General features: G+C 37.1%; 20 protein-coding genes and 1 riboswitch. Of the genes, 17 read left to right on the forward strand and 3 right to left on the reverse strand.

Translation table 11 applies throughout. The features are described from left to right. The first annotated feature begins 103 nt into the window (after window positions 1-103). The 11 genes from RTW14_RS03210 to RTW14_RS03260 all read left to right on the forward strand — a co-directional run bounded on the left by RTW14_RS03210 (window position 104) and on the right by RTW14_RS03260 (window position 14,390). Entirely contained in the window at window positions 104-553 is a 450-nt protein-coding gene (locus RTW14_RS03210) for a hypothetical protein (protein WP_312648233.1), read from the forward strand. A 95-nt stretch (window positions 554-648) separates the two neighbouring features. After that, entirely contained in the window at window positions 649-1,029 is a 381-nt protein-coding gene (locus RTW14_RS03215) for a BlaI/MecI/CopY family transcriptional regulator (RefSeq protein WP_312648235.1), read from the forward strand. Beyond that, window positions 1,022-2,671 (forward strand): M56 family metallopeptidase, encoded by a 1,650-nt coding sequence (locus RTW14_RS03220; protein WP_312648237.1) that lies wholly within the window; start codon window positions 1,022-1,024, stop codon window positions 2,669-2,671. The genes RTW14_RS03215 and RTW14_RS03220 overlap by 8 nt, the downstream gene beginning before the upstream one ends. A 494-nt stretch (window positions 2,672-3,165) precedes the next feature. Then, a complete protein-coding gene (locus RTW14_RS03225) occupies window positions 3,166-4,590 on the forward strand; it encodes an amidohydrolase (RefSeq protein ID WP_312648239.1) in 1,425 nt (474 codons plus the stop codon). A gap of 136 nt (window positions 4,591-4,726) precedes the next feature. Next, window positions 4,727-6,184 (forward strand): sigma-54 interaction domain-containing protein, encoded by a 1,458-nt coding sequence (locus RTW14_RS03230; RefSeq protein ID WP_312648241.1) that lies wholly within the window; start codon window positions 4,727-4,729, stop codon window positions 6,182-6,184. A 45-nt stretch (window positions 6,185-6,229) separates the two neighbouring features. Further along, window positions 6,230-6,925 (forward strand): response regulator transcription factor, encoded by a 696-nt coding sequence (locus RTW14_RS03235; protein ID WP_312648243.1) that lies wholly within the window; start codon window positions 6,230-6,232, stop codon window positions 6,923-6,925. Window positions 6,926-6,929: 4 nt separating this feature from the next. Then, window positions 6,930-8,333: a sensor histidine kinase gene (locus RTW14_RS03240; protein WP_312648245.1), complete on the forward strand. Its 1,404-nt coding sequence runs from the start codon at window positions 6,930-6,932 to the stop codon at window positions 8,331-8,333. Between the two features lie 108 nt (window positions 8,334-8,441). Beyond that, the gene (locus RTW14_RS03245; protein WP_312648247.1) at window positions 8,442-10,934 is read left to right on the forward strand and encodes an ABC transporter permease; all 2,493 of its coding nucleotides are present in this window, start codon (window positions 8,442-8,444) and stop codon (window positions 10,932-10,934) included. A gap of 15 nt (window positions 10,935-10,949) precedes the next feature. Beyond that, on the forward strand, window positions 10,950-11,636 hold the full coding sequence (locus tag RTW14_RS03250) for an ABC transporter ATP-binding protein (RefSeq protein WP_312648249.1): 687 nt from the start codon (window positions 10,950-10,952) through the stop codon (window positions 11,634-11,636). Window positions 11,637-11,701: 65 nt separating this feature from the next. Continuing rightward, window positions 11,702-11,799: riboswitch (guanidine-I (ykkC/yxkD leader) on the forward strand. A gap of 59 nt (window positions 11,800-11,858) precedes the next feature. Then, window positions 11,859-12,179, forward strand: coding sequence for a DMT family transporter (locus RTW14_RS03255; RefSeq protein WP_312648251.1), 321 nt, complete (start codon window positions 11,859-11,861; stop codon window positions 12,177-12,179). A gap of 387 nt (window positions 12,180-12,566) precedes the next feature. After that, on the forward strand, window positions 12,567-14,390 hold the full coding sequence (locus tag RTW14_RS03260; RefSeq protein WP_312648253.1) for a multicopper oxidase family protein: 1,824 nt from the start codon (window positions 12,567-12,569) through the stop codon (window positions 14,388-14,390). 105 nt (window positions 14,391-14,495) lie between these two features. Here the strand turns inward: RTW14_RS03260 and RTW14_RS03265 are convergent, their stop codons facing one another. After that, window positions 14,496-15,998, reverse strand: coding sequence for an arylsulfotransferase family protein (locus RTW14_RS03265; RefSeq protein ID WP_312648254.1), 1,503 nt, complete (start codon window positions 15,996-15,998; stop codon window positions 14,496-14,498). A gap of 290 nt (window positions 15,999-16,288) precedes the next feature. After that, on the reverse strand, window positions 16,289-17,089 hold the full coding sequence (locus tag RTW14_RS03270; protein WP_312648256.1) for an EFR1 family ferrodoxin: 801 nt from the start codon (window positions 17,087-17,089) through the stop codon (window positions 16,289-16,291). Window positions 17,090-17,244: 155 nt separating this feature from the next. Here RTW14_RS03270 and RTW14_RS03275 point away from each other — a divergent pair, with 155 nt between their 5' ends. From RTW14_RS03275 to RTW14_RS03285, 3 genes are all read left to right on the forward strand, one after another. Next, entirely contained in the window at window positions 17,245-18,084 is an 840-nt protein-coding gene (locus tag RTW14_RS03275; protein WP_331654383.1) for a helix-turn-helix transcriptional regulator, read from the forward strand. Window positions 18,085-18,189: 105 nt separating this feature from the next. Further along, window positions 18,190-18,768, forward strand: a complete 579-nt coding sequence (locus tag RTW14_RS03280) for a TetR/AcrR family transcriptional regulator (protein ID WP_312648260.1) — start codon at window positions 18,190-18,192, stop codon at window positions 18,766-18,768. 114 nt (window positions 18,769-18,882) lie between these two features. Next, window positions 18,883-19,746, forward strand: coding sequence for a DUF4097 family beta strand repeat-containing protein (locus tag RTW14_RS03285; RefSeq protein ID WP_312648261.1), 864 nt, complete (start codon window positions 18,883-18,885; stop codon window positions 19,744-19,746). A 53-nt stretch (window positions 19,747-19,799) separates the two neighbouring features. On the opposite strand, the gene RTW14_RS03290 is transcribed toward RTW14_RS03285, so the two are convergent. Further along, window positions 19,800-21,029: a hypothetical protein gene (locus RTW14_RS03290; protein ID WP_312648262.1), complete on the reverse strand. Its 1,230-nt coding sequence runs from the start codon at window positions 21,027-21,029 to the stop codon at window positions 19,800-19,802. Between the two features lie 286 nt (window positions 21,030-21,315). On the opposite strand from RTW14_RS03290, the gene RTW14_RS03295 reads away from it, so the two are divergent. The 3 genes from RTW14_RS03295 to RTW14_RS03305 all read left to right on the forward strand — a co-directional run bounded on the left by RTW14_RS03295 (window position 21,316) and on the right by RTW14_RS03305 (window position 24,119). Beyond that, on the forward strand, window positions 21,316-22,287 hold the full coding sequence (locus tag RTW14_RS03295) for a hypothetical protein (protein ID WP_312648264.1): 972 nt from the start codon (window positions 21,316-21,318) through the stop codon (window positions 22,285-22,287). Between the two features lie 257 nt (window positions 22,288-22,544). Continuing rightward, window positions 22,545-23,330 (forward strand): flagellar motor stator protein MotA, encoded by a 786-nt coding sequence (motA, locus tag RTW14_RS03300; RefSeq protein ID WP_312648265.1) that lies wholly within the window; start codon window positions 22,545-22,547, stop codon window positions 23,328-23,330. Window positions 23,331-23,342: 12 nt separating this feature from the next. Further along, entirely contained in the window at window positions 23,343-24,119 is a 777-nt protein-coding gene (locus tag RTW14_RS03305) for an OmpA/MotB family protein (protein WP_312648266.1), read from the forward strand. Window positions 24,120-24,178: the final 59 nt, after the last annotated feature.

Below are 24,178 nucleotides of genomic sequence, written 5' to 3' on the forward strand. Positions count from 1 at the left end.
GTTTATTTATGCAGAATGAAATGGTACATTTGTAAATATAAAAGAAATCATAGTTAAACACCAAAATAAAGGTGTTAAGTACACTTGGAAAAAGGAGATTAATATGGACGGTTATAAGGAATGGGCTCAAAATTTCAGCATGGAATGGCTTAGTGAATTGTTGAACAGCATAGAAAAGAATTGCACTCAAGAAAAATGTGCATTACTTTTAGATCAATGCGGTGCATGTCATTATAAATCGATGGAACAAATGCTAGAAGCATATGCTGGAGATTTACAAGGGTTCATTGAGTTCATGTCAAAAGAACATGGACAAATTATTACATATGATGAGACTAAAAATATGATTCTTGTTGACGAGAACAAAAATTATTGCGTGTGCCCAATTTCGCAATGTATGAGCGGTAAAAAAATGTCGCCAGTTCTTTGCAATTGTTCCGCGAGTATGACGGAGAAAATGATTTCAAAGATTATAGGGAAAGAAGTAAAAAGTAAGGTGGTTAGTTCCATTTTAAGAGGAGATAAATCATGCTTGTATGAGATTACATTCTGATATATTTCATCAGATTATGGTATTGACACGCATCTACTACTAATGTAGTATGTAAGGAGTAGATATAATCAATCATAAAGTTATAGGGGGAATATATGAAACACTTACCAGAATCACAACTTGAAGTGATGCGTGTCATTTGGGATGCGAAAGAGCCGGTGGCAAGAAATGAGATTCAAAAAAGACTGCCGGAGAACCGCTGGAAGACAACTACTCTCAACACCTTTTTAAATCGGTTGGGACAAAGTGGATTCTTAAAAATAGAACAGGTGGGCAAGGAGTATATATATAGCGCGCTTATCACCGAAGAGGAATATATGGGATTTGCAGGCAAAAGCATTTTAAAGAATCTTTATGACAACTCCATAAAAAAATTCGTTGCGTCGGTATGCAGCAACAGTGAACTGACAGAACAAGAAATAAGCGAATTGCAGATGCTCCTTGCGAAGCTGAAAGAAGGTGATACACGTGATTAACACGTTGTTTTATAATACTGTATTAACAGGAGGAATCATAGCGTCTTTAATCCTGTTGGTATTTCTTGTTTCACCAGCGTTAAATAAACGATATCAGGCTACTTGGCGTTTAAGTATTTGGAAAGTATTTATGGTATTTCTAATAGTACCAGCAGGATTTATTCTACGTTTTGTGATTAGCAGCGAAAAAACGCAAAACCAAATAACGACCATAAAGAATAGTGTTGAAGCAGTGGCGGTACCCGTTTCTACTAACACAGTTAGTTTTCAAATGATAGCAGAAAATCAACAAGCTTCCATCTGGACAAAACTTATTGATATGGGACCACAGTGGATTCCAATTATCTGGGGTGTGGGTGTCTGCGTAGTAACCATTTACTTAATAAGCGTCTATATACACTTTACCCGTGATATTAAAAAGAACAGCCAATATATCCTAGATGATAGTATTAACAAAATTCAAGCTGGAGTTTTGGAAAAGCACAAAAGAAAGAAACCCCTTTCAGTATATCAGTGTGCTAAGATTCCATCACCCATGATTGTGGGAATCTTTAGACCGGCAATCTTTATCCCAAAGAGGGATTATACGATGGCAGATTTGCAAATAATTTTAACCCACGAGTTAACCCATTACCTGCGGCATGACTTGCCGTACAAAGGACTATTTTTAGCGGCACTTATTTTACATTGGTATAATCCTTTCGTTCATATGATGACAAAAGCTGCAGGCAAGGATATGGAAATGTGTTGTGACCAAGATGCTATAAAGGGAAAAGATAAAGAATTTAAGTCAGACTATAGCGATGTAATAATGGGGGAAATTGTAGACCGTAGGCAAATAAAAGGCCAGTTGTTTGCGTGCATAGGTTGTGAGAAAAAAACCATGGAAGAAAGGTTTAGAAATATTTTCAGCAACAAAAAAAGAAAGGGCGGGATTGTTTTTTTAGGAGCATTGGTTATTGCGGTAGTTATAAGCAGTTTTGCGTATGCCAATGATCATGATGTGCCCGACTTTGACAGTCCAAAATATCAGCAACTGTTGGAAAAGACAATTGCCGATAAGATTGTTGCCGATAAAGCACGAGGTGAAAAACTTGGAAGATTTAATAATCGTGTGTTTGAACAGATACCTAATTATCATGAATTGGCTATGCAGATTATGGATAAAGATGGGAATTATGATGAATTAGATATATATAAATTAGCTGGAGTAGAACCGCCGGATGGAGAAGCCGAATTGAAAGAATTAGAAAAATTAATGTCATCTAATTATAAAGCAGTAAATAACTGCATAGAACCCCATATAATGGGAAATGGTGAAAGAGCCATATACTCAACAGACTCTGGTGAACCGTGGAATTTAAGGAAGGGTCAAGTTGTAAAGCTACATGTATTTGCAGATATTAATCGGTTTGGGGAACCAGATGTAGATCCGTTTAGTGGTAGGAAAATTGCGCATAAAGGACTCCTTAAATTTGGATACATAAAGGATGGCGAACGTACAGATGTTGAGGATATAACAATAAACCATGAAAAGCAAATCGAGTTTGAGATTCCGCAAGATGGCAAGTACAATTTTTATTTATTCTGCCCTGGATCCTTACAAATCATTATACAATGGATTTCTATAGATATTAAATAACAATTCTATTGCAAAGAAAAAACATAGGACTCTGATGTAATATAAAATTTGATGAATACTTTAAACCAATTTTGACTTAATAATAATGTAGTTTAGCACCGTAAACAACTATTTACAGAGTATTGACAATATAACCCGATATAGACTTAATGAGTCTGTATCGGGTTATATTTTAGTTGAATCATCACTAATTAAATACATTTTGTTCATATAATTCTATTTTTGACAAAAAGTACTTTACTTGCTTATAACTAATGAAATGCAGAGGGGCAGAAGCATTTTTACCCACACAGGAGAGGACTATTTTATAAATAATCACCTTTCAACCTTTCAATATTTTTTAATGGCATAGAAATTGCTTTTAATTAGTTAAAAACCAAACTGAATTTGTAAATTATATACATATTACAAAGAAGAGGTTTTACAGTTCATGGCAAGGGAGGGCAGAGATAAAAAATAGAAGTAACATTTAACAAATATATGGAGGTAAAACTATGTTATCAGAGGATGTTAAAAAATTTGTTGTAGATTATATTTTAGAGAAACATGAAACTTTTCATGATGTTTCTCTAAAAATATGGAATTGTCCAGAGCTTGGAATGGAAGAATTTGAAGCTGTAAAATTGCTTACAACTCTATTAAAGAATAATGAGTTTACGGTTGAATCTAACGTTGCAGGGATGCCTACAGCATTTGTCGCAACCTATGGAAGTGGAAAGCCAGTAATAGCATTTAGTTCTGAATATGATGCACTTCCGGGTGTTTCACAAAAAGTGGATTATAAAAAATCGCCGGTATTTGAAGGTGCTCCAGGTCATGGGTGCGGCCATAATCTTATTGCAGTGGGAGGGATAATGGCGGCAGTGGCTTTAAAAGAAGCCATGAAAAAATATAAATTAAATGGTACAATCAAAGTGTATGGAACTCCTGGAGAAGAACTTTGTGTGGGGAAACCTGTTATGGGAAACGCCGGTATATTTGCAGATGCTGATATTATTTTGGATTGGCATCCATTAAATAATAACAGTGCTAATTATGTTTGCTCCCCTGCTTATTTTAATATAAAGTATCATTTCAAAGGCAGAACGTGTCATGGAAACAGCCCATGGCATGGGCGAAGTGCTTTTGATGCAGCAATACTTCAAGGGCACGCTGTAGAAATGCTTAGGGAACACATTAAACCAGGTACAAGTGAGTCGGCAGCCAAAACCATAAACTATACTTTTTCTGATGTTGGACCTGAATATCCTTGTGTTGTACCGGATAGAACAACTGCATGGTATCTTGGAAGATTCCCAACAAATGAGGAAGCATTAGATGTTATGCGCAGAATAGACAAGTGTGCTGAAGGGGCTGCAATGGCCACAGAAACAACAGTAGAAAAAGAAATCATTACAATTAATCGTGAAATGCTGCCAAATGTAACGGTCGCCAAAGTACTATATGATAACCTTATTGAATTAGGTGAACCTATATTTTCTGAAGAAGAAAAAGAATTCATTAAAAATCTGCAAAGTGAAGTCGGGGAAGGATATCCTACAGTAGAAGGTATTCAACCTTTTGGGGAGGAGGACATCCCCGTTACCGATACGGTTGAGTATAGCTGGAATGCTCCCTATGGAATTCTTAGACTTGTACTTTGGCCAGCCCCTGCATTCCATAACTGGATGATAACTGCATGTGCAGGAAACAGCCACGGTAAGAAGGTATTAGACAAAGCAGCTCAGATTCTTGCTGCATCAGCAGTGGATTTCATAACGAATCCCTCGCTTATAAGTAAAGCAAAAGAAGAATTTAAAGAAAAAATGAAGGGGAAAGAATATAAAAGTCTGCTGCCAGAAGGGACTCCAGTTCCGGTCAATATAAACCATGAAATAATGAAGAAATATAGAGGTTTATATAAAACTAATGGCAACTAAAGTAAAAATAAATGTTATAATATTTAATATACTTATTTCTAATTCGACATTTATTTTTTAATATTTGTCTAATGAGGCATCGTTATTCGGTGTCTCATTATTTGCAAATAATCAAGATTAAGATGTGGTGAAGATTATGACAAGGGAAAATGAAAACCTTCTTAAAATATGCAAAAGTCTAAACATTAAGAATGACTCTGCAAGTGAAGAATTAACAGATAACATTATATCTGAAATTGAAAAAATAAAACAAGAAAACTATGAGTTAAATGCCTTTATTGAGGAATCAGCTGACAGTATACATATTGCTGATGGCAATGGGGTTACACTCCGAGTCAATCAGGTATTTGAGAAGGCGGCTGGTTTAACAAGAGATAAAATTATAGGCAAAAATGTTTCTTTGTTAGAAGGAACGGCTTACTATCCCTCTATAGCCAAGATTGCAATTAAAGAAAAACGAAAATTGACTATGTTACAATGGTCTAGTACAGGAGTCAATGCTATTGTTACATCTACTCCTATATTTAATGAGAAGGGACGAATCACCAGGGTTGTTACGAATGGAAGGCTAGTAAAGGAATTGGTGCTGCTCAATGAGTATTTTAATAACCTAAAAAATAATAGGGAATTAAAACCTGAAGCTGAGCAATCAGAATTTATATATAAAAATAGAGCAATGCAAGACTTGATGAATCTTGTTGAGCATATTGCTATGGTTGAATCTGGAATCATTATTACTGGAGAGTCTGGTACAGGAAAAAGCCGAATAGCTAAATATATTCATCACCAGAGTCCAAGATGTAAACAAAGATTTGTTGAAATCAATTGTGCTGCTATACCAGAAAGCTTAATGGAATCAGAATTATTCGGGTATGAGATGGGGGCATTCACTGGAGCAAAAAAAGGTGGGAAACAGGGGCTAATTGAATTGGCAAATAAAGGTACACTTTTTCTTGATGAAATAGGTGATATGCCATTAAGCATGCAGTCAAAATTATTACAAGTTATACAAAACAGACAAATAACCAGAGTGGGGGGCGAAACTCCACGACAGATTGATGTCCAAATTATTAGTGCCACACATAAAAATCTTGAAAACATGATAAAAGAAGGAACCTTCAGGTTGGATTTATACTATAGGCTTAATGTTGTACAAATACATATACCAGCATTAAGAGAACGTTTTGAGGATATTCCACCACTAATTGAGTATTTCATAAAAAAATTTAATCAGAAGTATGAAAAAAGTATTATCATTTCCAATGAAGTAATTAATATAATGGGAAGTTATGAATGGCCAGGCAATATTAGACAGCTTGAAAACTTTGTGGAGAAATTAGTGATTATGAATCAAACAGGATTAGTCACAATGGAGGATTTATCCTTAACTGAATTAGTAGAACATAAAGGTAAAGAAAAGCCTGTTTCCTTCAATCAAATAGGACCTTTAAAAGAAGCTCTCGAAGAAACCGAAAAGCAATTAATATTAAATGCATATCAATCGTTAAATAGTAGTTATAAAGTTGCGAAAGCTCTTAATATCAGTCAATCTGCTGCCCATAGAAAAATACAAAAGTATTGGAAGGGCAAATGATGCCTAATTTTATTGACAATTTCAGTGGAGAAGGAAAATAGAAAAATGAATAATAAGATATTATTAGTGGATGATGAACCGGATATTACAAATTTAATTGAAGAAGTATTACGCAAAGATGGTTTTACCAATATAGCAAAAGCTAATACTGGTGTAAGTGCAATTGAACTTTGTAAAAAACACTCACCTGATGTGATTGTGTTAGACATTATGCTGCCGGATATAGACGGTATTGAGGTGTGCAAAAAGATACGAGAGTTTTCTTATTGCTCTATTCTATTTTTATCTTCAAAAAATGATGATGTGGATAAAATTCTGGGGTTATCTGCAGGTGGAGATGATTATGTGATTAAACCATTCAGTCCCAAAGAAATTGTTTTTCGTATTAAAGCACAGCTTCGTAGACAGCAGTATCAAAACACAACTCTGGTAGATGGCAAAATAATTGTATCTGGCAATGTTTCAATTGATATTGATGGGTACCGAGTATGCAAGAACAATGTTGATGTTGCATTAACAAGTCGAGAGTTCCTGCTTATCAGTTATATGGCACAGAACGCAAATAAAATTATTAGTAAAGAACGTTTATATGAACAGGTATGGGGCGAAGAGAGTGTTGTCTGTGACAACACTATTATGGTTCACATGAGACATATAAGAGAAAAGATTGAAGATAATCCATCTATTCCGCAAATAATTATCACTGTAAAAGGACTTGGATATAAGTTTATGAAGAGGTGATAGGATGAAAAAGTCAGGTTATCGGTCAATTTTTCATATTTATTTAATTTTCTTTTTTCTCCTAATTGGAATGGTATTGTTTGTCATTGGTACAGTATTTTTCACCATTACAATACAAAAACCGAATGGTCAGTTAGGACGAAGCGATTGGCCCAAAAACTTTACAGAGGAATTTAGTGCGCAGATCATATTTGTTGATGGAAAGCCGCAGGTGAAACAAGCGGGATTGGCGCAATTACAGGAGAGCAACCTGTGGTTGCAAATTATAGACGAAAACGGAAATGCTGTTTTTACATATAACACGCCGCAAGGGGTACCTTCTCATTATACCTATGCAGAATTATTGGGCTTTTATGAAACAGGCTCAGTTGGAAATCAGTCCATATTTACGGAATCTGCTCGGAATGATGGGCGTAGCTGGGTTTATGTTGTGGGATTTCCTCTTGATATATCAAAAGTAACCATGTATTTGGACGGCAATAAGTTTTCAACGGGGAAGCCAATTTTTCTGAGTTTAATTGCTGCAATGGTATTAGTGGTGGTGCTGTCAGGGCTCGGATATGGATATTGGATGACAAAAAATATGTCTCGATTAACAATCGCAGTAAAAGACGTCGCTAACAGAGCCTATCTTCCGATTATTGACCAAGGTTCTTTTGCCGACGTATATATTAGCTTGAATACTCTTGATACTGAAATTAAAGCAAGTGATATAGCTCGAGAACAAAATGATAAAATGCGTGAAGAATGGATTGCTAATGTTACCCACGACCTCAAAACTCCACTTTCACCAATAAGGGGATACGCTGAATTGATGGTTGATCCTCAATATCCGATTACATCCGATGAAATAGTTAAGTATGCACAAACTATTTTGAAGAATACAGTGTACGCACAAATTTTGATTGACGATTTAAAATTAACGTATCAGTTGCAGAATGAAATGTTTCCAATTCATAAAGAGCAAGGGAATCTTACAAGGTTTATAAAAGAAACAGTAATCGATGTACTTAATCATCCAGATTATGCAACAAGAAATATTTATTTTAGCAGCTGTGCTGATAGTACGTGGTTTGATTTTGACCCTAAGCTGTTAAAAAGGGCATTTAATAATTTACTTATCAATGCATTGGTCCATAATAGCGAAGAAACAAAACTCTTTGTTTCTATCAAGAGCACAGGGAATATCCAAATTTGCATTAGTGATGACGGAAAAGGAATGAACGGTGATGAGTTACACAATTTGTTTTCACGATATTATCGAGGGACAAACACAGGAGAAAAAGCAGAGGGCACAGGCTTGGGATTAGCAATTGCGAAACAAATTATCGAACTTCACGGTGGAACAATTTCTGTGGACAGTAAATTAAACTTTGGGACGAGCTTTTATATTACATTTGCGAAATAAATTAAGGTTAATTAAGGTTGACTGAAAGATAAATTAAGGTCAATGGCTTATCATGTTTTATGTGATAACCATTGATCTTTTTATTAGTTTCGGAAAGGAAGTATTTATTTGAAAATCATATTAAAATACATTCTCACGAATGTAAAAGAACGGAAAACGAGAACCGCCGTTATGCTTCTTTCGGTAATTCTCTCAACTACATTGCTATTTGTTTCTCTTTCGATTGGAGATTCTTATGCAAGTGCACAACGAAAAATGGCCAGGGGCGTTGCCGGAAATGCCACAATTTCTGTGTCTACAATGCAAGTCGATGATGGAGGAACAAACTGGATTACAGAAGAAACAATTCCCAATTTACCATCTATAAAAAACAGGGTAGGGATTATAAAAACTACTGCTCTTTACAAAGAGAACGGATATTATGAGAATTTTGACCTTCTGGCTGCCGACATAGAACAGCTCAACACCATCAACAAACCCCGCCTGGCAGATGGAACCAAATTGGAAAATATTTCAGGAAATGAAATTGTGTTACCTAAACGGTTTACATCAAAATATGGTGTGCAGGTTGGAGATACGTTTTCCTTGTATATTGGCGGCGTGCCAATTGAATTCAAGGTGGCGGCTATTGCAGCTTATGACACAGTGTTTTTACGGCATACTAGAGGAACTACTGCATTGCTTTCAAAAGAAACACTGCAACAGATATTGAATATTTCCGATGGATATAGCGAGATTATGATTGAACCTGCTGATGGGACTGAAACTGAGCAACTAAAAAGTGAACTGTCCACTGCATTGTCCACCAATGAATTTAAAATATCGGCTATTGTCAATGAAGCACAGGTTGAAGCTGATGCAAAACAAAAATCCATGCCATTTTTCTTAATCAGCTTTTTCACTCTGACCATGAGTGTGTTCATTATTTTTAGCAGTTACAAAGTAATTACAATGGAGAGACTGCCTGTTGTTGGAACTTTTCGTAGTATAGGAGCCACCGAAAGGACAGTTACCAATATTTTAATGCTTGAAAGTTTGTTCTATGGTGTGTTAGGTGGTGTTTTGGGTATTCCTCTCGGTTTTGGTGTATTAAAAGTAATGCTGCAAGGTTTGACAAACTCTTTATCACAAGGAATAGAAATCCCTATGGTAGTTTCACCGTTTGCTATATTGATTACTATTTTTGTATCGGTTATGGTTTCCTTGTTGAGTGCTTATATTCCGGTTAAACGAGCAAGTAGACTGCCAATTAAGGATGTTGTACTGGGGACTGTAGAAGAAAAGCATACATCAAGTATTGTAAAATTTATTTTTGGCGTGGTGCTTTTGGCTGTGTCAGTTATCTTTCCACATTTAGCAAGTGGTAGAATGCTATATTTGGCAGGCGGCTTTTCGTTATTGGGTTTGATCGTGGCAACCATCATTGTGATACCTCTTATTATTTCCATGGCATCCACAGTATTTGAACATATATATGGGCTGTTTTTTGGTAATGAGGGGCGATTAGCTGCTCGCAATATGAGAGATAACAAAAATGTAAACCAAAATATCACGCTGCTATTTATCAGCATATCTGCAGTTATTGCTATTAGCGTAGTCGGTAATTTTGTAAGTGTCTATGTTGGTGATGTATTTCGTGGAGCGAAGCTCGATGGCTTTGCGGATGCAACCATGAGTGCTGAATTTGTTCAGCAAGTTGAGGGGACACAGGGGATTGAAACCGTGTTGCCAACGTTTGTATTCAATAACAGTGTTAAGGGTGATGGCACTACTTTTACACGTATGGAAGCAACAAGTGATTTGAGCCTGTATAGTGATATGTATGGCCTTAGTTATAATAGTGGTGAAGCAGCAAGAAAAGCAAAAACAGACTTTAAAAACACACGTGTCGTTGTTCTTAGTAAAGATTGTCTTAAACAGCGTGGACTAAAAGTTAACGATAGGATTCTGATGTCTGCCAATGGCAACCAATATGATTATGTAATTGTTGGTAGTTTTGGCTCCAGAGCCAATGATACCGAAGCTATTATCCCCGCCGCTTATGCAGAAAGTGACTTTGGAGCTGTCAATTACGGCATTTTGGCATATACTGCCGCCGATCCCGAAGCCGTCATGATCCAGATTCGAGATTTGTTCGGAAGCGCTTCAAACTGGAGCCGTACAGTGGAAGAATTTAATGCGGATGCACTCTCAACAATCAGTGCTTTTCTAAAGCCAATGCAGAATATGACGTATTTCATTTTGCTCTTAGCTACAGTTGGTGTAATTAACAATCTACTGATTAACTACATCCAAAAAAGACGCCCCATTGCAATGTATAAATCCGTCGGCATGAGCAACGCACAAAATATCAAAATGACGTTAATTGAAGGGTTCACCTCTGGCATGTTGGGTGCTATCATTGCGATGGGAGTTTCATACTTGGAAATTAGAACTATTTTCCTTGTGGCAGGCCCTAAAATTACTATGCAGCCGGATTTGGATGTGCGGGTATTCATTATGGCAGGAGTCATGGGAATTGTGGTCACTTTGATTGGTTCGTTAGTTCCAATTCTGAAAGGCTCTCAGATGAAAATTGTTGAAGAAATTAAATTTGAATAAAAGGAGGAATGATACATGAAAAACGTAAGTACACATTACGCCGTTGAGGCGAAAGATATTATTAAAGAATACCAAATGGGGGATAGCGTTACTAGAATTCTTAAAGGTGTATCATTACAAATAGCACAGGGAGAATTTGTATCTATCATGGGACCATCAGGTTCTGGCAAAAGTACTTTGCTTTATATTCTTGGTGGATTAGATAATCCTACTCACGGTAGTGTTCTAATGAATGGAATAGACATTTCCAAATTTAGTGACAATAAAAAAAGCGTCATGCGCCGCCGAAACATCGGCTTCGTATTCCAGTTTTATAATCTGATTCCTAATCTCAATGTTGAGGAAAATATCATGCTGCCGCTTCTGCTGGATGGTAAGTACATGAAAGACTACCAAAAGCAGCTCGCACAGATTGTAGACATCGTAGGATTATCAAACAGAAGAAAGCATACGCCAAGAGAATTGTCCGGCGGACAGCAGCAACGTGTAGCTATTGCAAGGGCTCTTATAAACAATCCAGAAATTTTGTTTGCCGACGAACCCACCGGGAATCTTGATAGTAAAATCGGCACAGAAATTATGGACTTGCTACGAGAAATCAATCAAGAGACCAACAGGACAATTATTATGGTTACGCATTCACAGGAAGCGGCACAAAGCAGCAGCCGTACAATTACAGTTCGTGATGGGGTAATCCTATAATCATAAATAAGAATTGACATTAATCCAGTCTTTTGATAGGATAATGTAGTACAAATTAATATAATGTTTAAGTTTTATAGGGTTCCGCAGTTTAGGACTGGTCTGGTCCAAGATAAAACGCACAGTACTGCTGTGTTCACGGAAGGATAAAAGCCTGGGAGATATTTTTAAAGATATTCCCTGGGCTTTTTTTATTTTTCTAAATTGAAAGGAGTGTAAACGATGGAATGGTTATTTTTGATTTTAGCAGGTGGTTTTGAAGTGGGGTGGGCTTTCAGCTTAAAATACTCTCAAGGATTTACCCAATTGATACCAAGTGTGGTTACAGTATTTGGAATGATATTGAGCTTCTATTTTCTATCATTAGCTTTAAAAGAACTCCCTCTAGGGAATGCTTATGCTATTTGGACAGGGATTGGCACGGTGGGTACTGTATTTTTAGGCATTATATTATTTAAAGAACCATTTGATATAATGCGATTAGTTTGCATTGGGCTGATTGTCACAGGAATAATAGGATTAAAACTTGTATCACCCCACTAATGTCGTAATAAAAATGTTGAATTTATTTAGTTGTGAGGAGATAAAATTTTATGCCAATATATATCTTAGCTTTTATGTTATGGCAGGCACTATCTACAAATTATAAAAAGAAAATGATCAGATCAGGTTTTGTTGTTTTTGCGTTTTGGGAACAGTGCTTAATGCAGCACAGCAATTGAAGATTCATGGCTTGCGCATAAATGAAATCATTGTATGATGAGTAAATGGTAACCATATGGTTTATATAAGGATATAATAAACCAATAAGAAGACATTTATAACTACTCTTTATAGAATTACATATATCGTACTAAAAATCCCACCACCTAAAGCTCTTATGCAGCAATTTGCAGGAAGCCGTACATTCTATAAAGGAGGAGATTTCTAATGCCTAAACCACTTGACCCAAATAGTATTCCCAAATATGTGAACCAATTATTTATTCCACCTGTCTACGAGCCAACCTTGATTAAAGATGCAATTAGCTGTAAGGTAAAAGGTCATTTTTATCGGGTGACAATCAGTAAGTTCAAACAACAAATATTACCCCAAGGTTTTCCTAAAACAACTGTGTTTGGCTACAGCAGCAAAGTGAGAGACCCCAAAACCGGTGAACTTATTCCGGATTTCAAGTCCTCTCCTGGTCCGACTTTTAAGGCTATAAGACACATTCCTATCAAAGTTCAATGGGTTAATAATCTGACTTCACCCCAGCCATTGGCAGTGGACCCAACAATTCATTGGGCTAATCCCAATGATATGGAGATGCCCATGCCGCCGTTCCCACCATTTCCACCAGGATTTCATTTAGCCCAAAGTCCAGTGCCGATTGTGACCCATCTGCATGGAGGAGAAACGGAACCACCTTCTGACGGCTATCCGGAAGCCTGGTTCACCGTGGGAGAAGAGATTACCGGCCCTGATTTTATAACATCCCGTTATTATTATGGGAATGAGCAAGAACCAACCACTTTATGGTATCATGATCATGCGTTAGGCTTGACCCGTGAAAATGTCTATATGGGATTAGCAGGCTTTTATTTACTGCGTGATCCTCACAATCAACTGGATGGAAAATGCTCTAAGCTGCCTAAAGGCGAATATGACATTCCCCTTGCCATACAAGACCGTTCTTTCTTTGACGACGGATCCCTGAATTTTCCTAGTGTTGGCGTAAATCCGAATATCCATCCTTACTGGAGACCTGCATTTATCGGTGATACTATAATGGTCAACGGCAGAGTATGGCCTAACCTAAATGTTGAACCAAGGCAGTATCGTTTCAGAGTTTTGAACGGTTCCAATACCCGATTCTATAATCTCACATTCTCTAATCAGATGCCATTTATACAAATTGGTACAGACGGCGGCTACCTGCCGAAACCTGTCCAACTGGTTTCCCTGCTCATTTCACCAGGTGAACGGGCTGATATCCTTGTGGATTTTTCTAAGCTGTCACCAGGCACTGAATTAGTGCTGACCAATAATGCCAATGCCCCATTTCCTAATGGGAATCCTCCGAATCCCCAGACAACAGGGCAGATTATGCAGGTTACCGTCCTAGATAAACCAGTGGTATTACCGTCACGACTGCCAAAAGTCTTAAATGTTCTGCCTCGGTTAAAACACGTTGACAAGACGCGTACCTTAACCCTTATTGTAGTTGGTGACCCAGCTAAACCACTGGAACTTTTATTAGACGGTCAGATGTGGGATGCACCTGTTTCTGAACTGCCGCTGGTAGGTTCGACCGAAGATTGGCAGATTGTAAATTTAACAGGAGGTGCTCATCCAATCCATCTTCATTTAATTCAATTCCGGCTGGTCAGCCGTCAGGCTTTTCTAGCTGCCCAATATAAAAATGATTGGTTAGCCTTGAACGGGCAGCCGCCCTTTGACCATCCAACTAAAGTGCTTCCTGTGGACCCTTACTTGCTGGATGGACCAATTAATCCGCCTGCTCATGAGGATGGCTGGAAGGATACAATCCAGGTTTATCCAGGACAAATAACCACCATTAGAGCTCGATTCGCTCCTCAGGATGTGGTGGTATCGATTCCCGGTGAGAATCTTTTTCCATTCAATCCTGCTGTCGAACCAGGCTATGTATGGCACTGTCATATTATCGATCACGAAGACAATGAAATGATGCGGCCCTACAAGGTCAGAAATCCACATGAGCATTGCAGCTGCCTGTATACACGGGAATAACGGGCTGTCCAAAAGTAAAGGCTGCAATTTAAAAGGCATGAAGAATTTAATTCTTTATGCCTTAATTATATTATGATACTCCCAAGCTCGTTAAATTATGGGAAGTTATCTTGTACAGATAACACGTGATGTGCCTATAATCTGGCCGTTGGAATTCAATGCGTTTACCTGAAAATACGGTCCCTCCCAATGGACTTTGATTTTTGTCTCAAAACCTGTCCGCGGAGCACAAGATATCACCGGCCGCAATGAATCGCATGCCGATCCGGCCAGTACCTGCCAAGCGGCAGTCTCAGTTGAACCGTTCCATGATGCATAGATAAGCGCAGATTCACAAAGCATTTCTACGGCAATGCGTGGGGGATAAGGCGGCAAACCAACCCATTCGTTCTTAAACGCCCGGTAAGAAAGATTTTGATTGGGGAACTGCATATCATATAAAAAATTCACCGAAGGATCTTCTTCTGTATTTCCGTCATATGCGAATTCAGAAAGATAGGATTCCTGCCCCCATCCGACAAATTGATTTCCATTGGGCAATTTTTGGAGATTCCCCTGGCTTGGGACAAATAATAGTGGATCATGATAATAAGTCCGATCTAAATAGGCTATCATGTTTTGAAAATCCAGTTGAAGGATCAGACCACGGGCTGGGCCATCAGGCCGAGAGCTTGAAGATGCACAACAAGCATCATCAAACAAACTTATTCTGTTTCCCGATCTATGACGTGCATCATGCTGCCAAGAAAATTCGGCGTCAAGTTCCAAAGCAAAATCACTTTGATTTCCGCCAAGCTGCCAAATGATATTTCCTGTTTCTTTATCGATATTATAAATAGCCCACATATTACGCATGCTGATTAGGAGAGTATTGCCCGGTCCTTCTTCAACTGAATTTACATGGAAACAGTCCCAAATATTATTAGAGTCTATTGCAGATGATGCAGATATCATTGAGTCGGCCGGATTAACATGTGCAAGCACATTCCAAAGGAAAAGCAGCTCCCCCGTCATAAGGTCGACTTCTTGAATAGAGTAATTATCAAAATATCCATCTTCCGGGCCTCCATACTCTGTCAGATCTGCCGGTACTTGTTTCACAGCAGTAAACAAAGCGGTGTTTCGCTTTGTAATGGTAAATTCATGAACATCAGCAGTGTACCCTTTTTGGGCCGTAATTTTTTTAATCACATTATAGTGCTGATTTATTATTTGAAAATAAGCGCCAGGTTCAGGATCACCTGCCGGAAGATTAGGATCTGCAGACTGGGTTCCTGATATGGTTCCTTGCCACATGGTAAGCACTGGTTGGCTGTTGAAAGATTGTACTCTGAAATCAGAATTTTGCGTGTATATACTATCAAGTGGTCTGAACCAGACTGGGTTACCAGCTTGATCCATGATTAGTGAGCCCGTTTGCCCAATCATAGTTGCCTCATAGGATGTATATGGCGCAACGAATATTAAGCCTGGAGCCGTTCCTGGTTTATTCACATTTAAAGTAACCTTCATGGGATGCAAGGCGGGTGCTGAAACAAAGTTCCATACTTGTGATTTTGATTTTTTAGCGGATATTCGTGATAATTTTCTCGATTTACAGTCATTCATCCCTATATCATCTCCTATTATTTTTATACATATAAAATATGTAAAATGCTCTTGCTTGGTTTGGAAACTTCTGTGCTATATGTATAATATGAAGTTCATTGTCATATGGTGTAGCTGAACATACTGATTTTTCCAAATTAAGAATTGACATTAATCCAGTGCATTATATTATTTAAAGAACCATTTGATATAATGAGATTAGTTTGCATTGGACTAATTGTCACAGGCATAATAGGATTAAAACTTGTATCACCCCACTAATGTTTATGATGCTTGGATTGTTACTTTGATTATAAAAAGAAAATGGGTTCCTTTCGCTCTTTAAACTTTTCATTTACCCTTATTGCAGCGTCTTTCATCAGACCAGGTTTCATTGTTCTTGCGTTTTGGGGACAGTGCTTAATGCAAGCACAACATAAGATGCATTTTTCTATATTAATCAAACTACTATTCCCTGAATCCACAGCATCAACAGGACAACCTGCTGCACATATTCCACATTGTGTACACGAATTACTAATTGAAATAAAATCAATCTTCCATAGATCCGTAGCTCCTCCATAGGGATAGTTGCCAGGTATATTTATATCAGGGAGGTAATCGGCGGATAGAACAGATTGTAGTTTTTCAATTATTTTTTGCCCAAATAATTCTGCATGACTTATGTCGCTCACATCAGGACGGCCTTCAGCACATGACAATTCGGAACTGGAAAAGGAGTGTTCCCCAATATAAGCTGCACCGGCGATTGGCTTACAGCCGCGTTTTATCAGAATATCTTTAAGCTCAAGTAGTGCATCGTCATACGCACGATTGCCATAGACCACAATACATACAGTGGGCGTATTATGAGCTTTAATCGAATTAAGCCATTCACTTAAAAGTGCAGGTAACCTTCCCATATAAACAGGTACAGCAATAACAAGCAGTTCATTTTCTGATGTTTGTAATTGTTGCTTTCGTGCAGCTGGTTTGGTGATATCAATTAGTTCAACAGCACGTTGATTCATCCCACGCGCAACACTTTGAATAATTGCCTCTGTCGTCCCAGTAGGCGAAAAGTACACAAGTTTTAGCAATTGTATTTTCATTAGATATCCTCCCCGAATCTGTAGCTGTTCTACAGCTAATAATATTTTGTTTAGCTTATAAGTTTTTCTAGGAGTATAATAATATAAGACTTATAATATTAATAGGATCGAAATTATACTAGTATAATTTATAATAGATAGGATTGGTGATGATTTTGAATGATGAAAAGTACCGATACAAAGAGCTAGCCGATTTTTTAAAAACACGAAGAGCAAAAATATTACCATCGCAAGTTGGGATTTCAACGGCAACACCCCGGCGTACTCCTGGATTAAGAAGAGAGGAAGTAGCGCAGTTAGCTGGTATTGGTATAACTTGGTATACTTGGCTTGAACAAGGAAGGCCTATTCGCGTTTCAACTCAAGTAATAGAAAGCCTGTCAAAAGTTTTATTGCTTGATAAACAAGAACGCATTCATCTTTACCTTTTAGCGAACCAACCGCTTCCGGTGGATATACCGGGATACCAAGGAACAGTAAGCCCAATACTTCAACATGTTCTGGATAGTTTAATATTTTGTCCATCTTTAATTACAGATCAACGGTGGAACGTTATTGCTTGGAACAAAGCAGCATACTTTATGTTTGGTGATTTTTGTGAGATGAACGTTCGCGAACGGAATATAGTTTGGGCAATGTTTACAGATAATAAATATAAACAGTTATTTGTTGACTGGAATCTGCATGCCAAGGGGCTACTGGGTAGATTCCGTTCAACATGTGGGCAATATATTGAGGATTCCTGGCTTGCTCAGTTTATTGATGATCTTAAAATGCAAAGTGGAGAATTTAATTTATGGTGGCCTTTATACGAAATCGAAAGTAATAGCGAAAAATACAAACAATTAAACCATCCTATTGTGGGAATATTAGATTTTGAAGTTAGTAATTTTGATGTATCTGATAATTCCGGGTTAAAATTAATTGTACATACTCCTTTACCAGAAACGGATACTGCTGCAAAAATACAATCACTTTTTGTTGAGAAAATGTAGGATACTATATTCAGAGCAACAATTTAAATTGACATTTAATTATTGATACACTACAATATGAATGAATATAAAATTATTCATTCATATTGCTGGAGGTTAGGAAAAATGGAAGACAAAAAAGTTGATATTTTTAATTGCGGAATAGAGTTATTTAGTTCCAAGGGATTTAAAGATACCAATGTTTCCGACATTACAAAAAGGGCAGGAATAGCGGTAGGAACATTCTACAATTACTATGCATCAAAAGAGAAGCTTTTTATTGAAATTTATTTAAAAGAAAACGAGAAACTAAAAAGAAGTATTATGGAATCGATTGACTTGGATGATGATCCCATAAAAGTGGTTAAAGAAGCAATTTCGTTAAACCTAAAAGGTATGAATTCTAATCCGATATTAAAAGAATGGTATAACAGAGATCTTTTTAGTAAGTTGGAGAAGGAATTTTATCAAGAAGGAGGCATAGTTGAAGTCTATGAATTGATGAATAGTAGTACAGCAGAATTAATTAAAAAATGGAAAGTGGAAAAGAAAATTAGGAACGATTTAGATGATGAGTTTATACTTAGTCTATTTAATTCAGTACCTTATATTGAAATCCATAAGCAAGAAATTGGTATATCCCATTTTCCGCAGATTATTGATTACCTAGTAGAATTTATAATGAAAGGGCTGACTGATTTTTAAAAATACAAGAAAGGCATGATTTTGATACTAAAAGAAAAGATAGGAAGAAATTTGTTTATGTCTTTATGAATGAATATTTAGATGTTCATTCATAATCTGAAAGGAGGCTGGCTAGTGAAAATTAGTTTTAATAAGAAACTAATGGTAATTGGAGTGACAATAATCATAAGCATTTTAGTCTTAGGAGGTTTAAATATGATGAAGCAAATCCATGAGGAAAAAAGTGTTTCCATAGATGAAATTAATACGATACAGGTAGATATGACAAGTGTTGGTGTTCATATTATACAAGAGGAAGCAAGTAATGAGGTAAAAGTTAATTTCCACGGTAAAGCCATGCAGGAAATAAAGCTAGTATCTAAAACCACAAATAAAACTTTATTTGTAACAGTACAGCGTAAACATGAGAATTTGCCATTTTATGAAGATGTTGCTTTGGACGTATATATTCCCAAGGAATATACAAAAAATGTTTCAATCGATATGTTGTCAGGTGATGTAAAGATTGATTCACTTAATTTAGCAGATTTTACACTGACTACTTCTTCCGGTAAGTTGGAAGCTGAACAATTAAAGGCTGATAAGATTTCTATAAACTCATCTTCTGGAAAGCTTGAAATAAAAGAAATAGATACAAAAATATTAGAGATAAGTGGAAAATCATCAGAAATTAACATTGATGGATGCATAGCTAATGACACTGGAGTTGAGACTTCATCGGGAAAAGTTTTGATATCATACAATGAATTAGAAAATCAGAATATAAATATAGCAACCGCTTCAGGAAATGTCACATTAGAAATCCCAGAAACTGCTGAGTTTTCAGTTGAAGCAAAAACTTCCAGTGGCAAATTCCAATCGGATTTTCCTATTAAAACAACTGACAAAAAAGATATAAAGGGGCAAATAGGAACGAAAAATAATAAAGTGTCGATTAAAACCTCATCGGGAAGTATTAGGCTAATTAAAAAAACATAATAATAATGTATAGTCTTCTCAACTGCCATTTGGCAGTTGAGGAGAACATTATACTATATGAGAGGCAGCCAATACCCCGTTGCTAAAGGCAGGCTAGGATTTGTCATTACTGAGCTCCTGTAGCCGACATCAGGACTTGGAGGAACTGTAGCCGAAGCCCAAGGTGCAGTAAAAGACGGATTGGCCAAAACATTGCCAGAGGCATAAATATTGGTTGTGCCTGTATAACTTACATCGATTCCGATTAATCCTTTACCAACGGAATTCATCACGTGGTTACCAATTACTTCAATAAATCTAAATATTCCCAGTGCAGGAGCATTGAGCAGGATAGGAACATTATTTTCGCTAATTGTTGTATTATTGTTAATAAATAACTGAAAATCATTGGCGTTAAATTCTTCCATATCAAACAAATGACGCAGCTTAAATAGAGCTATAGTCTGCTCATTGTTACTGACCAGCAACTTGCCTGTTATGGTGCCTGTCAGATTAGTGACAGCTACAAAATAGCACGCTGAATCCTGCGAAGCCGATACAAAAGAATTGCCATTTATAATACTTGCACCAGAAGTGAAATGGATTGAAATATAACGATAATTGTTACCAGCTACACCGGCATAGGTAAATGTGCAGCCAGTAATCTGAAATTCTGCCACATTTACACCAATACCCACTTCACAAGAACTGATTTCACAATTATTAATATAATATCCTGTTGCCGTGTGATTGTTTAGCTCAATATTAACTGCATTATCTGATTGAATCAGAGGTTGAACAATTTTCATATCTTTGAGGACAACACTTGGAGCTGTTATTTCCATCATGACAAGCGCACCTGGAGCCACCATGGTTATTGTTGTTGCTGCAGGGTTTAGTGGGTCGTGCCCCTGAATGGTTAGGGATTTAGTTACTGTAATGGTAGTTGATGTTGTATAGGCTGGATCATCCAAAATTAAAATATCGCCATTTTGTGTGGTTGCGGCATCAATGGCAGTCTGAATCGTTTTATAAGGATCCGGCTGAATAATACCAACATGATGCGTTGTTCCGGTAAATGAAGGAATTGACCGTACTCCCGGCGGGGTGGGCTGCTGGACTTTGTAATACAGATTTCCTGTTGATAAATCAATATACACATTCCCTATGCTGCCTATTGAATTGGTTGGTGCACCTGTTCCTGTTAGGATAGTTAGATCTGGTACCTGGGGAACTTGAGGCCTCAGAGGAAATGGAAGCCCTGAAGGACAACAAGGAGAATAATGTGAACAATTGTTATTCATGATAAAAAACTCCTATTCTTCATTTTTTTATTCTTCTTTTGAGGAAAAATATCTTGTTACATTATATGATGTAACACTCATTTTGTTATTTTTCACAAAGATGAATCCGTTTAAGGCTTACATAAATTCACATTTTGGCACATGCTATCATATATTGTAATAATAAGCTGCAAGGGATACAGAACAAAATTTGTTATCGATTTATGGATTTTAAATCGATGGATATGTAAACCTGATTATATTAATTGCAGTATGAAAAGGAGAAATTCATGTGAGTAATATTGCTTTGCAAATAGAACGCGTGGCAACAGGGAATGTCGGTGTATTAGGAAATGTTATATTTGATACTACCGTGTATTCTGCCGGAAATATCAGCTATAATGATGCCACAGGCGTGATTACTTTTAACGAAGCCGGAAGATATCTGATTAATTGGTGGGTATCCACACAATCATCCGGTTCACCAAGCGGAGTAGCATTTGCCCTTTCCTCATCCGAGGGGGAACTCCTTGAAGGAGCTTCACCTCTTAAGACGGGAGAAGTTGTTGGAACAGGAATTATCAATGTATCCTCCGGCTCTGTAACCGTATCTCTAGTTAATGCAAGCCCAGGCAGTCATGCTTATGCTTTGCAGACACCCCTGAAAGCAGCGTTGACTGTCGTACAGGTTAATATACCGACAGAACCAGCAGAAACCATGAGCTGCTTTGCCGTTAAACAATTAACTAATATTCTCTCCCAAATGATTACAGCATACTCGACGACCACTTGGACGGTGTATTCGGAATCTTTGGCTTCTTATTCTGGAGTGCCATTGGATTTATACACGTCTCCAGACGCCACAGGTCCAGGGATTTTACGACTGGTTGATGTAAATGGCGACTATGAGGCATTACCAATTGCCAATATTACTGCCATTTATCCAGGAGACGGGACCTTATATGATCCTAGCTTCTCTTATCTGAATCCGCCAGACCCTCTGCCTCCGGGCTGCGACACAGACATGTTGGCGGCAATTGAATCCTATCTGATGCCAGTTGGTACCTCTGTTATGTTAAACTTAGGACCGTCAATCTCAGCTTCAGGAAGTGTTTACCAAAATAAATTTGGTATTTTGGTCCTATCTGATGCCAGTGGAAATACCCCGGTTTTTATTCCAACACCTAAAATTTTGAGAATATTTAAAACAGGTACTTCGGGACTCAGTGAGAACAACAACAACGAAAAAAAGCCTCAAATTAGCATTATCAAGGAATGATTGATAAGAAAATAGTTGGTAAGAACAGAAAGGCGGGACGCATGTCCCGCCTTTCTGTTAAGGTAAAAGGTCACATTATATTTTGGTTCTTCAAGGAAAATAAAGTAATATGAGACTGACTGAATCACAATTTTGAGATTATAGAAACCGTTCGGTGAAAATCCAATAAAAAATAATTGTTTAAAATTATAAAGAATGGTATTATGAAAGATAAAATGAAGAATTTGTAAAAGTATGTCGAATAAAAAGGAGGGCGTATGGAACTTACTACACTTTTGGGCATTATTGTAGGCTTTACTTCGGTAATTGGAGCTATGATTTTTAAGCATATTAGTTTTACTGTGTTTTTAAATCCTGCAGCTTTTTTTGTTATATTTGTTGGTACGGTTGCTACTATTTTAAATTCATTCCCTGGAGAAAATCTTAAAAGCATAGGAGCTTTATTCAAAATTCTCTTTACAAAACAAGAGCGGATGTCTGAACTGGATATCATTGAATTAATGGTCAATTTATCAACCACAGCAAGGAAAGAAGGGCTTTTGTCATTAGAAAGTAAAGTTGAAGAAATTGAGGACCCTTTTTTAAAAAAAGGCATTCGTATGGTTGTTGACGGAACTGGAGATGAGGTTATTACAGACATTCTTGAATCTGAAATTTCGGCAATGGAAAAACGACATGAAACAAATGCAAGTATTTTTTCATCAGCGGGAATGTATGCTCCAACCTTAGGTGTTTTGGGTGCCGTATTCGGTTTGATAGCGGCTATGTCTCATATAGATGATACCGATAAGATGGCGGAAGCAATTGCTGCTGCATTTATAGCAACTATTCTTGGTATATTTACTGGTTATGTTTTATGGAATCCATTTGCAAAAAAATTGAAAGTTAAAAGCCAAGCAGAAGTGGCGCTTAAATATATGATCCTTGAAGGTTTGTTATCTATACAGAGAGGTGATTCTCCTTTTATGCTAAAGGAAAGGCTGCTTGCAGTTCTGCCAGCATCGAAACAAGAACAAATAGCTGAGGAAATGAAGTCTGAATAAGGAGGATACAGTATGTCAAAGAAAAATAAACATCCACATCAGGAAGAAGAAGGTGGGGAAGCGTGGCTGCTTCCATATTCGGATTTGATGACTTTATTATTAGCAGTTTTCATAGTTCTATTTGCAGTTAGTCAGGTGGACGCAGGGAAAGCACAACAAATGTCGGAAGAGTTTAGTGAGCAAATGATGACTGAAAGCTTTGTATCTTCTCAAGCAGCAAATAAGCAAAGCACACAGGCGGCGGTTTCTACAAGTAGTCAGACAAAAGAAGAACAGTTAGAGAAAGCCATTGAGCAGAAAGAACTGCAGAATCTGAAGGAATTAAAAGCTGATATTGATGCAAAGTTACAACAAGAAAATATGAGTGCTTCTGTAACAACCAGCATAGATAAGCGGGGCTTAGTTATTAGTTTTAATAATGCAATTTTATTCGAATCAGGAAGTGCACAAATCAAAGAAGAAAATGAACATGCTTTACTGGAAATAGCTGATATGATTAATAATCTGAATAATTACATACGTATTGAAGGTCATACGGACAACGTCCCTATGCACTCAGAGATTTATCCTTCTAATTGGGAGTTATCTACAGCAAGAGCGGTTAGTGTAGTTCAATTATTTATTAAGGAGTGTAATGTTCCCCCTGAAAAACTTGTAGCGGTTGGATATGGAGAATATAGACCGGTTGCGGATAATTCCACGGCAGAGGGAAGAACAAAAAATAGGCGTATTGATATAATTGTTCTAAGCGAGAAGTTTAATGATTTGGAAAAACAGATTACTAAGTAAGTAAAAGAAAAGCAGGAAAGTTTTTGATTAAACTTTCCTGCTTTTAAATTTTTCAGTAT

The organism is Aminipila sp. (assembly GCF_032051575.1).
In the GTDB taxonomy this organism is placed as follows: Bacteria; Bacillota; Clostridia; order Peptostreptococcales; family Anaerovoracaceae; genus Aminipila.

Excerpts from the sequence above, each read along its gene's own strand:
- RTW14_RS03210 (WP_312648233.1), top strand. The coding sequence starts at position 104 with ATGGACGGTTATAAGGAATGGGCTCAAAATTTCAGCATGGAATGGCTT.
- RTW14_RS03215 (WP_312648235.1), top strand. The coding sequence starts at position 649 with ATGAAACACTTACCAGAATCACAACTTGAAGTGATGCGTGTCATTTGG.
- RTW14_RS03225 (WP_312648239.1), top strand. The coding sequence starts at position 3,166 with ATGTTATCAGAGGATGTTAAAAAATTTGTTGTAGATTATATTTTAGAG.
- RTW14_RS03230 (WP_312648241.1), top strand. The coding sequence starts at position 4,727 with ATGACAAGGGAAAATGAAAACCTTCTTAAAATATGCAAAAGTCTAAAC.
- RTW14_RS03235 (WP_312648243.1), top strand. The coding sequence starts at position 6,230 with ATGAATAATAAGATATTATTAGTGGATGATGAACCGGATATTACAAAT.
- RTW14_RS03240 (WP_312648245.1), top strand. The coding sequence starts at position 6,930 with ATGAAAAAGTCAGGTTATCGGTCAATTTTTCATATTTATTTAATTTTC.
- RTW14_RS03250 (WP_312648249.1), top strand. The coding sequence starts at position 10,950 with ATGAAAAACGTAAGTACACATTACGCCGTTGAGGCGAAAGATATTATT.
- RTW14_RS03255 (WP_312648251.1), top strand. The coding sequence starts at position 11,859 with ATGGAATGGTTATTTTTGATTTTAGCAGGTGGTTTTGAAGTGGGGTGG.
- RTW14_RS03260 (WP_312648253.1), top strand. The coding sequence starts at position 12,567 with ATGCCTAAACCACTTGACCCAAATAGTATTCCCAAATATGTGAACCAA.
- RTW14_RS03265 (WP_312648254.1), bottom strand. The coding sequence starts at position 15,998 with ATGAATGACTGTAAATCGAGAAAATTATCACGAATATCCGCTAAAAAA.
- RTW14_RS03270 (WP_312648256.1), bottom strand. The coding sequence starts at position 17,089 with ATGAAAATACAATTGCTAAAACTTGTGTACTTTTCGCCTACTGGGACG.
- RTW14_RS03280 (WP_312648260.1), top strand. The coding sequence starts at position 18,190 with ATGGAAGACAAAAAAGTTGATATTTTTAATTGCGGAATAGAGTTATTT.
- RTW14_RS03290 (WP_312648262.1), bottom strand. The coding sequence starts at position 21,029 with ATGAATAACAATTGTTCACATTATTCTCCTTGTTGTCCTTCAGGGCTT.
- motA (WP_312648265.1), top strand. The coding sequence starts at position 22,545 with ATGGAACTTACTACACTTTTGGGCATTATTGTAGGCTTTACTTCGGTA.
- RTW14_RS03305 (WP_312648266.1), top strand. The coding sequence starts at position 23,343 with ATGTCAAAGAAAAATAAACATCCACATCAGGAAGAAGAAGGTGGGGAA.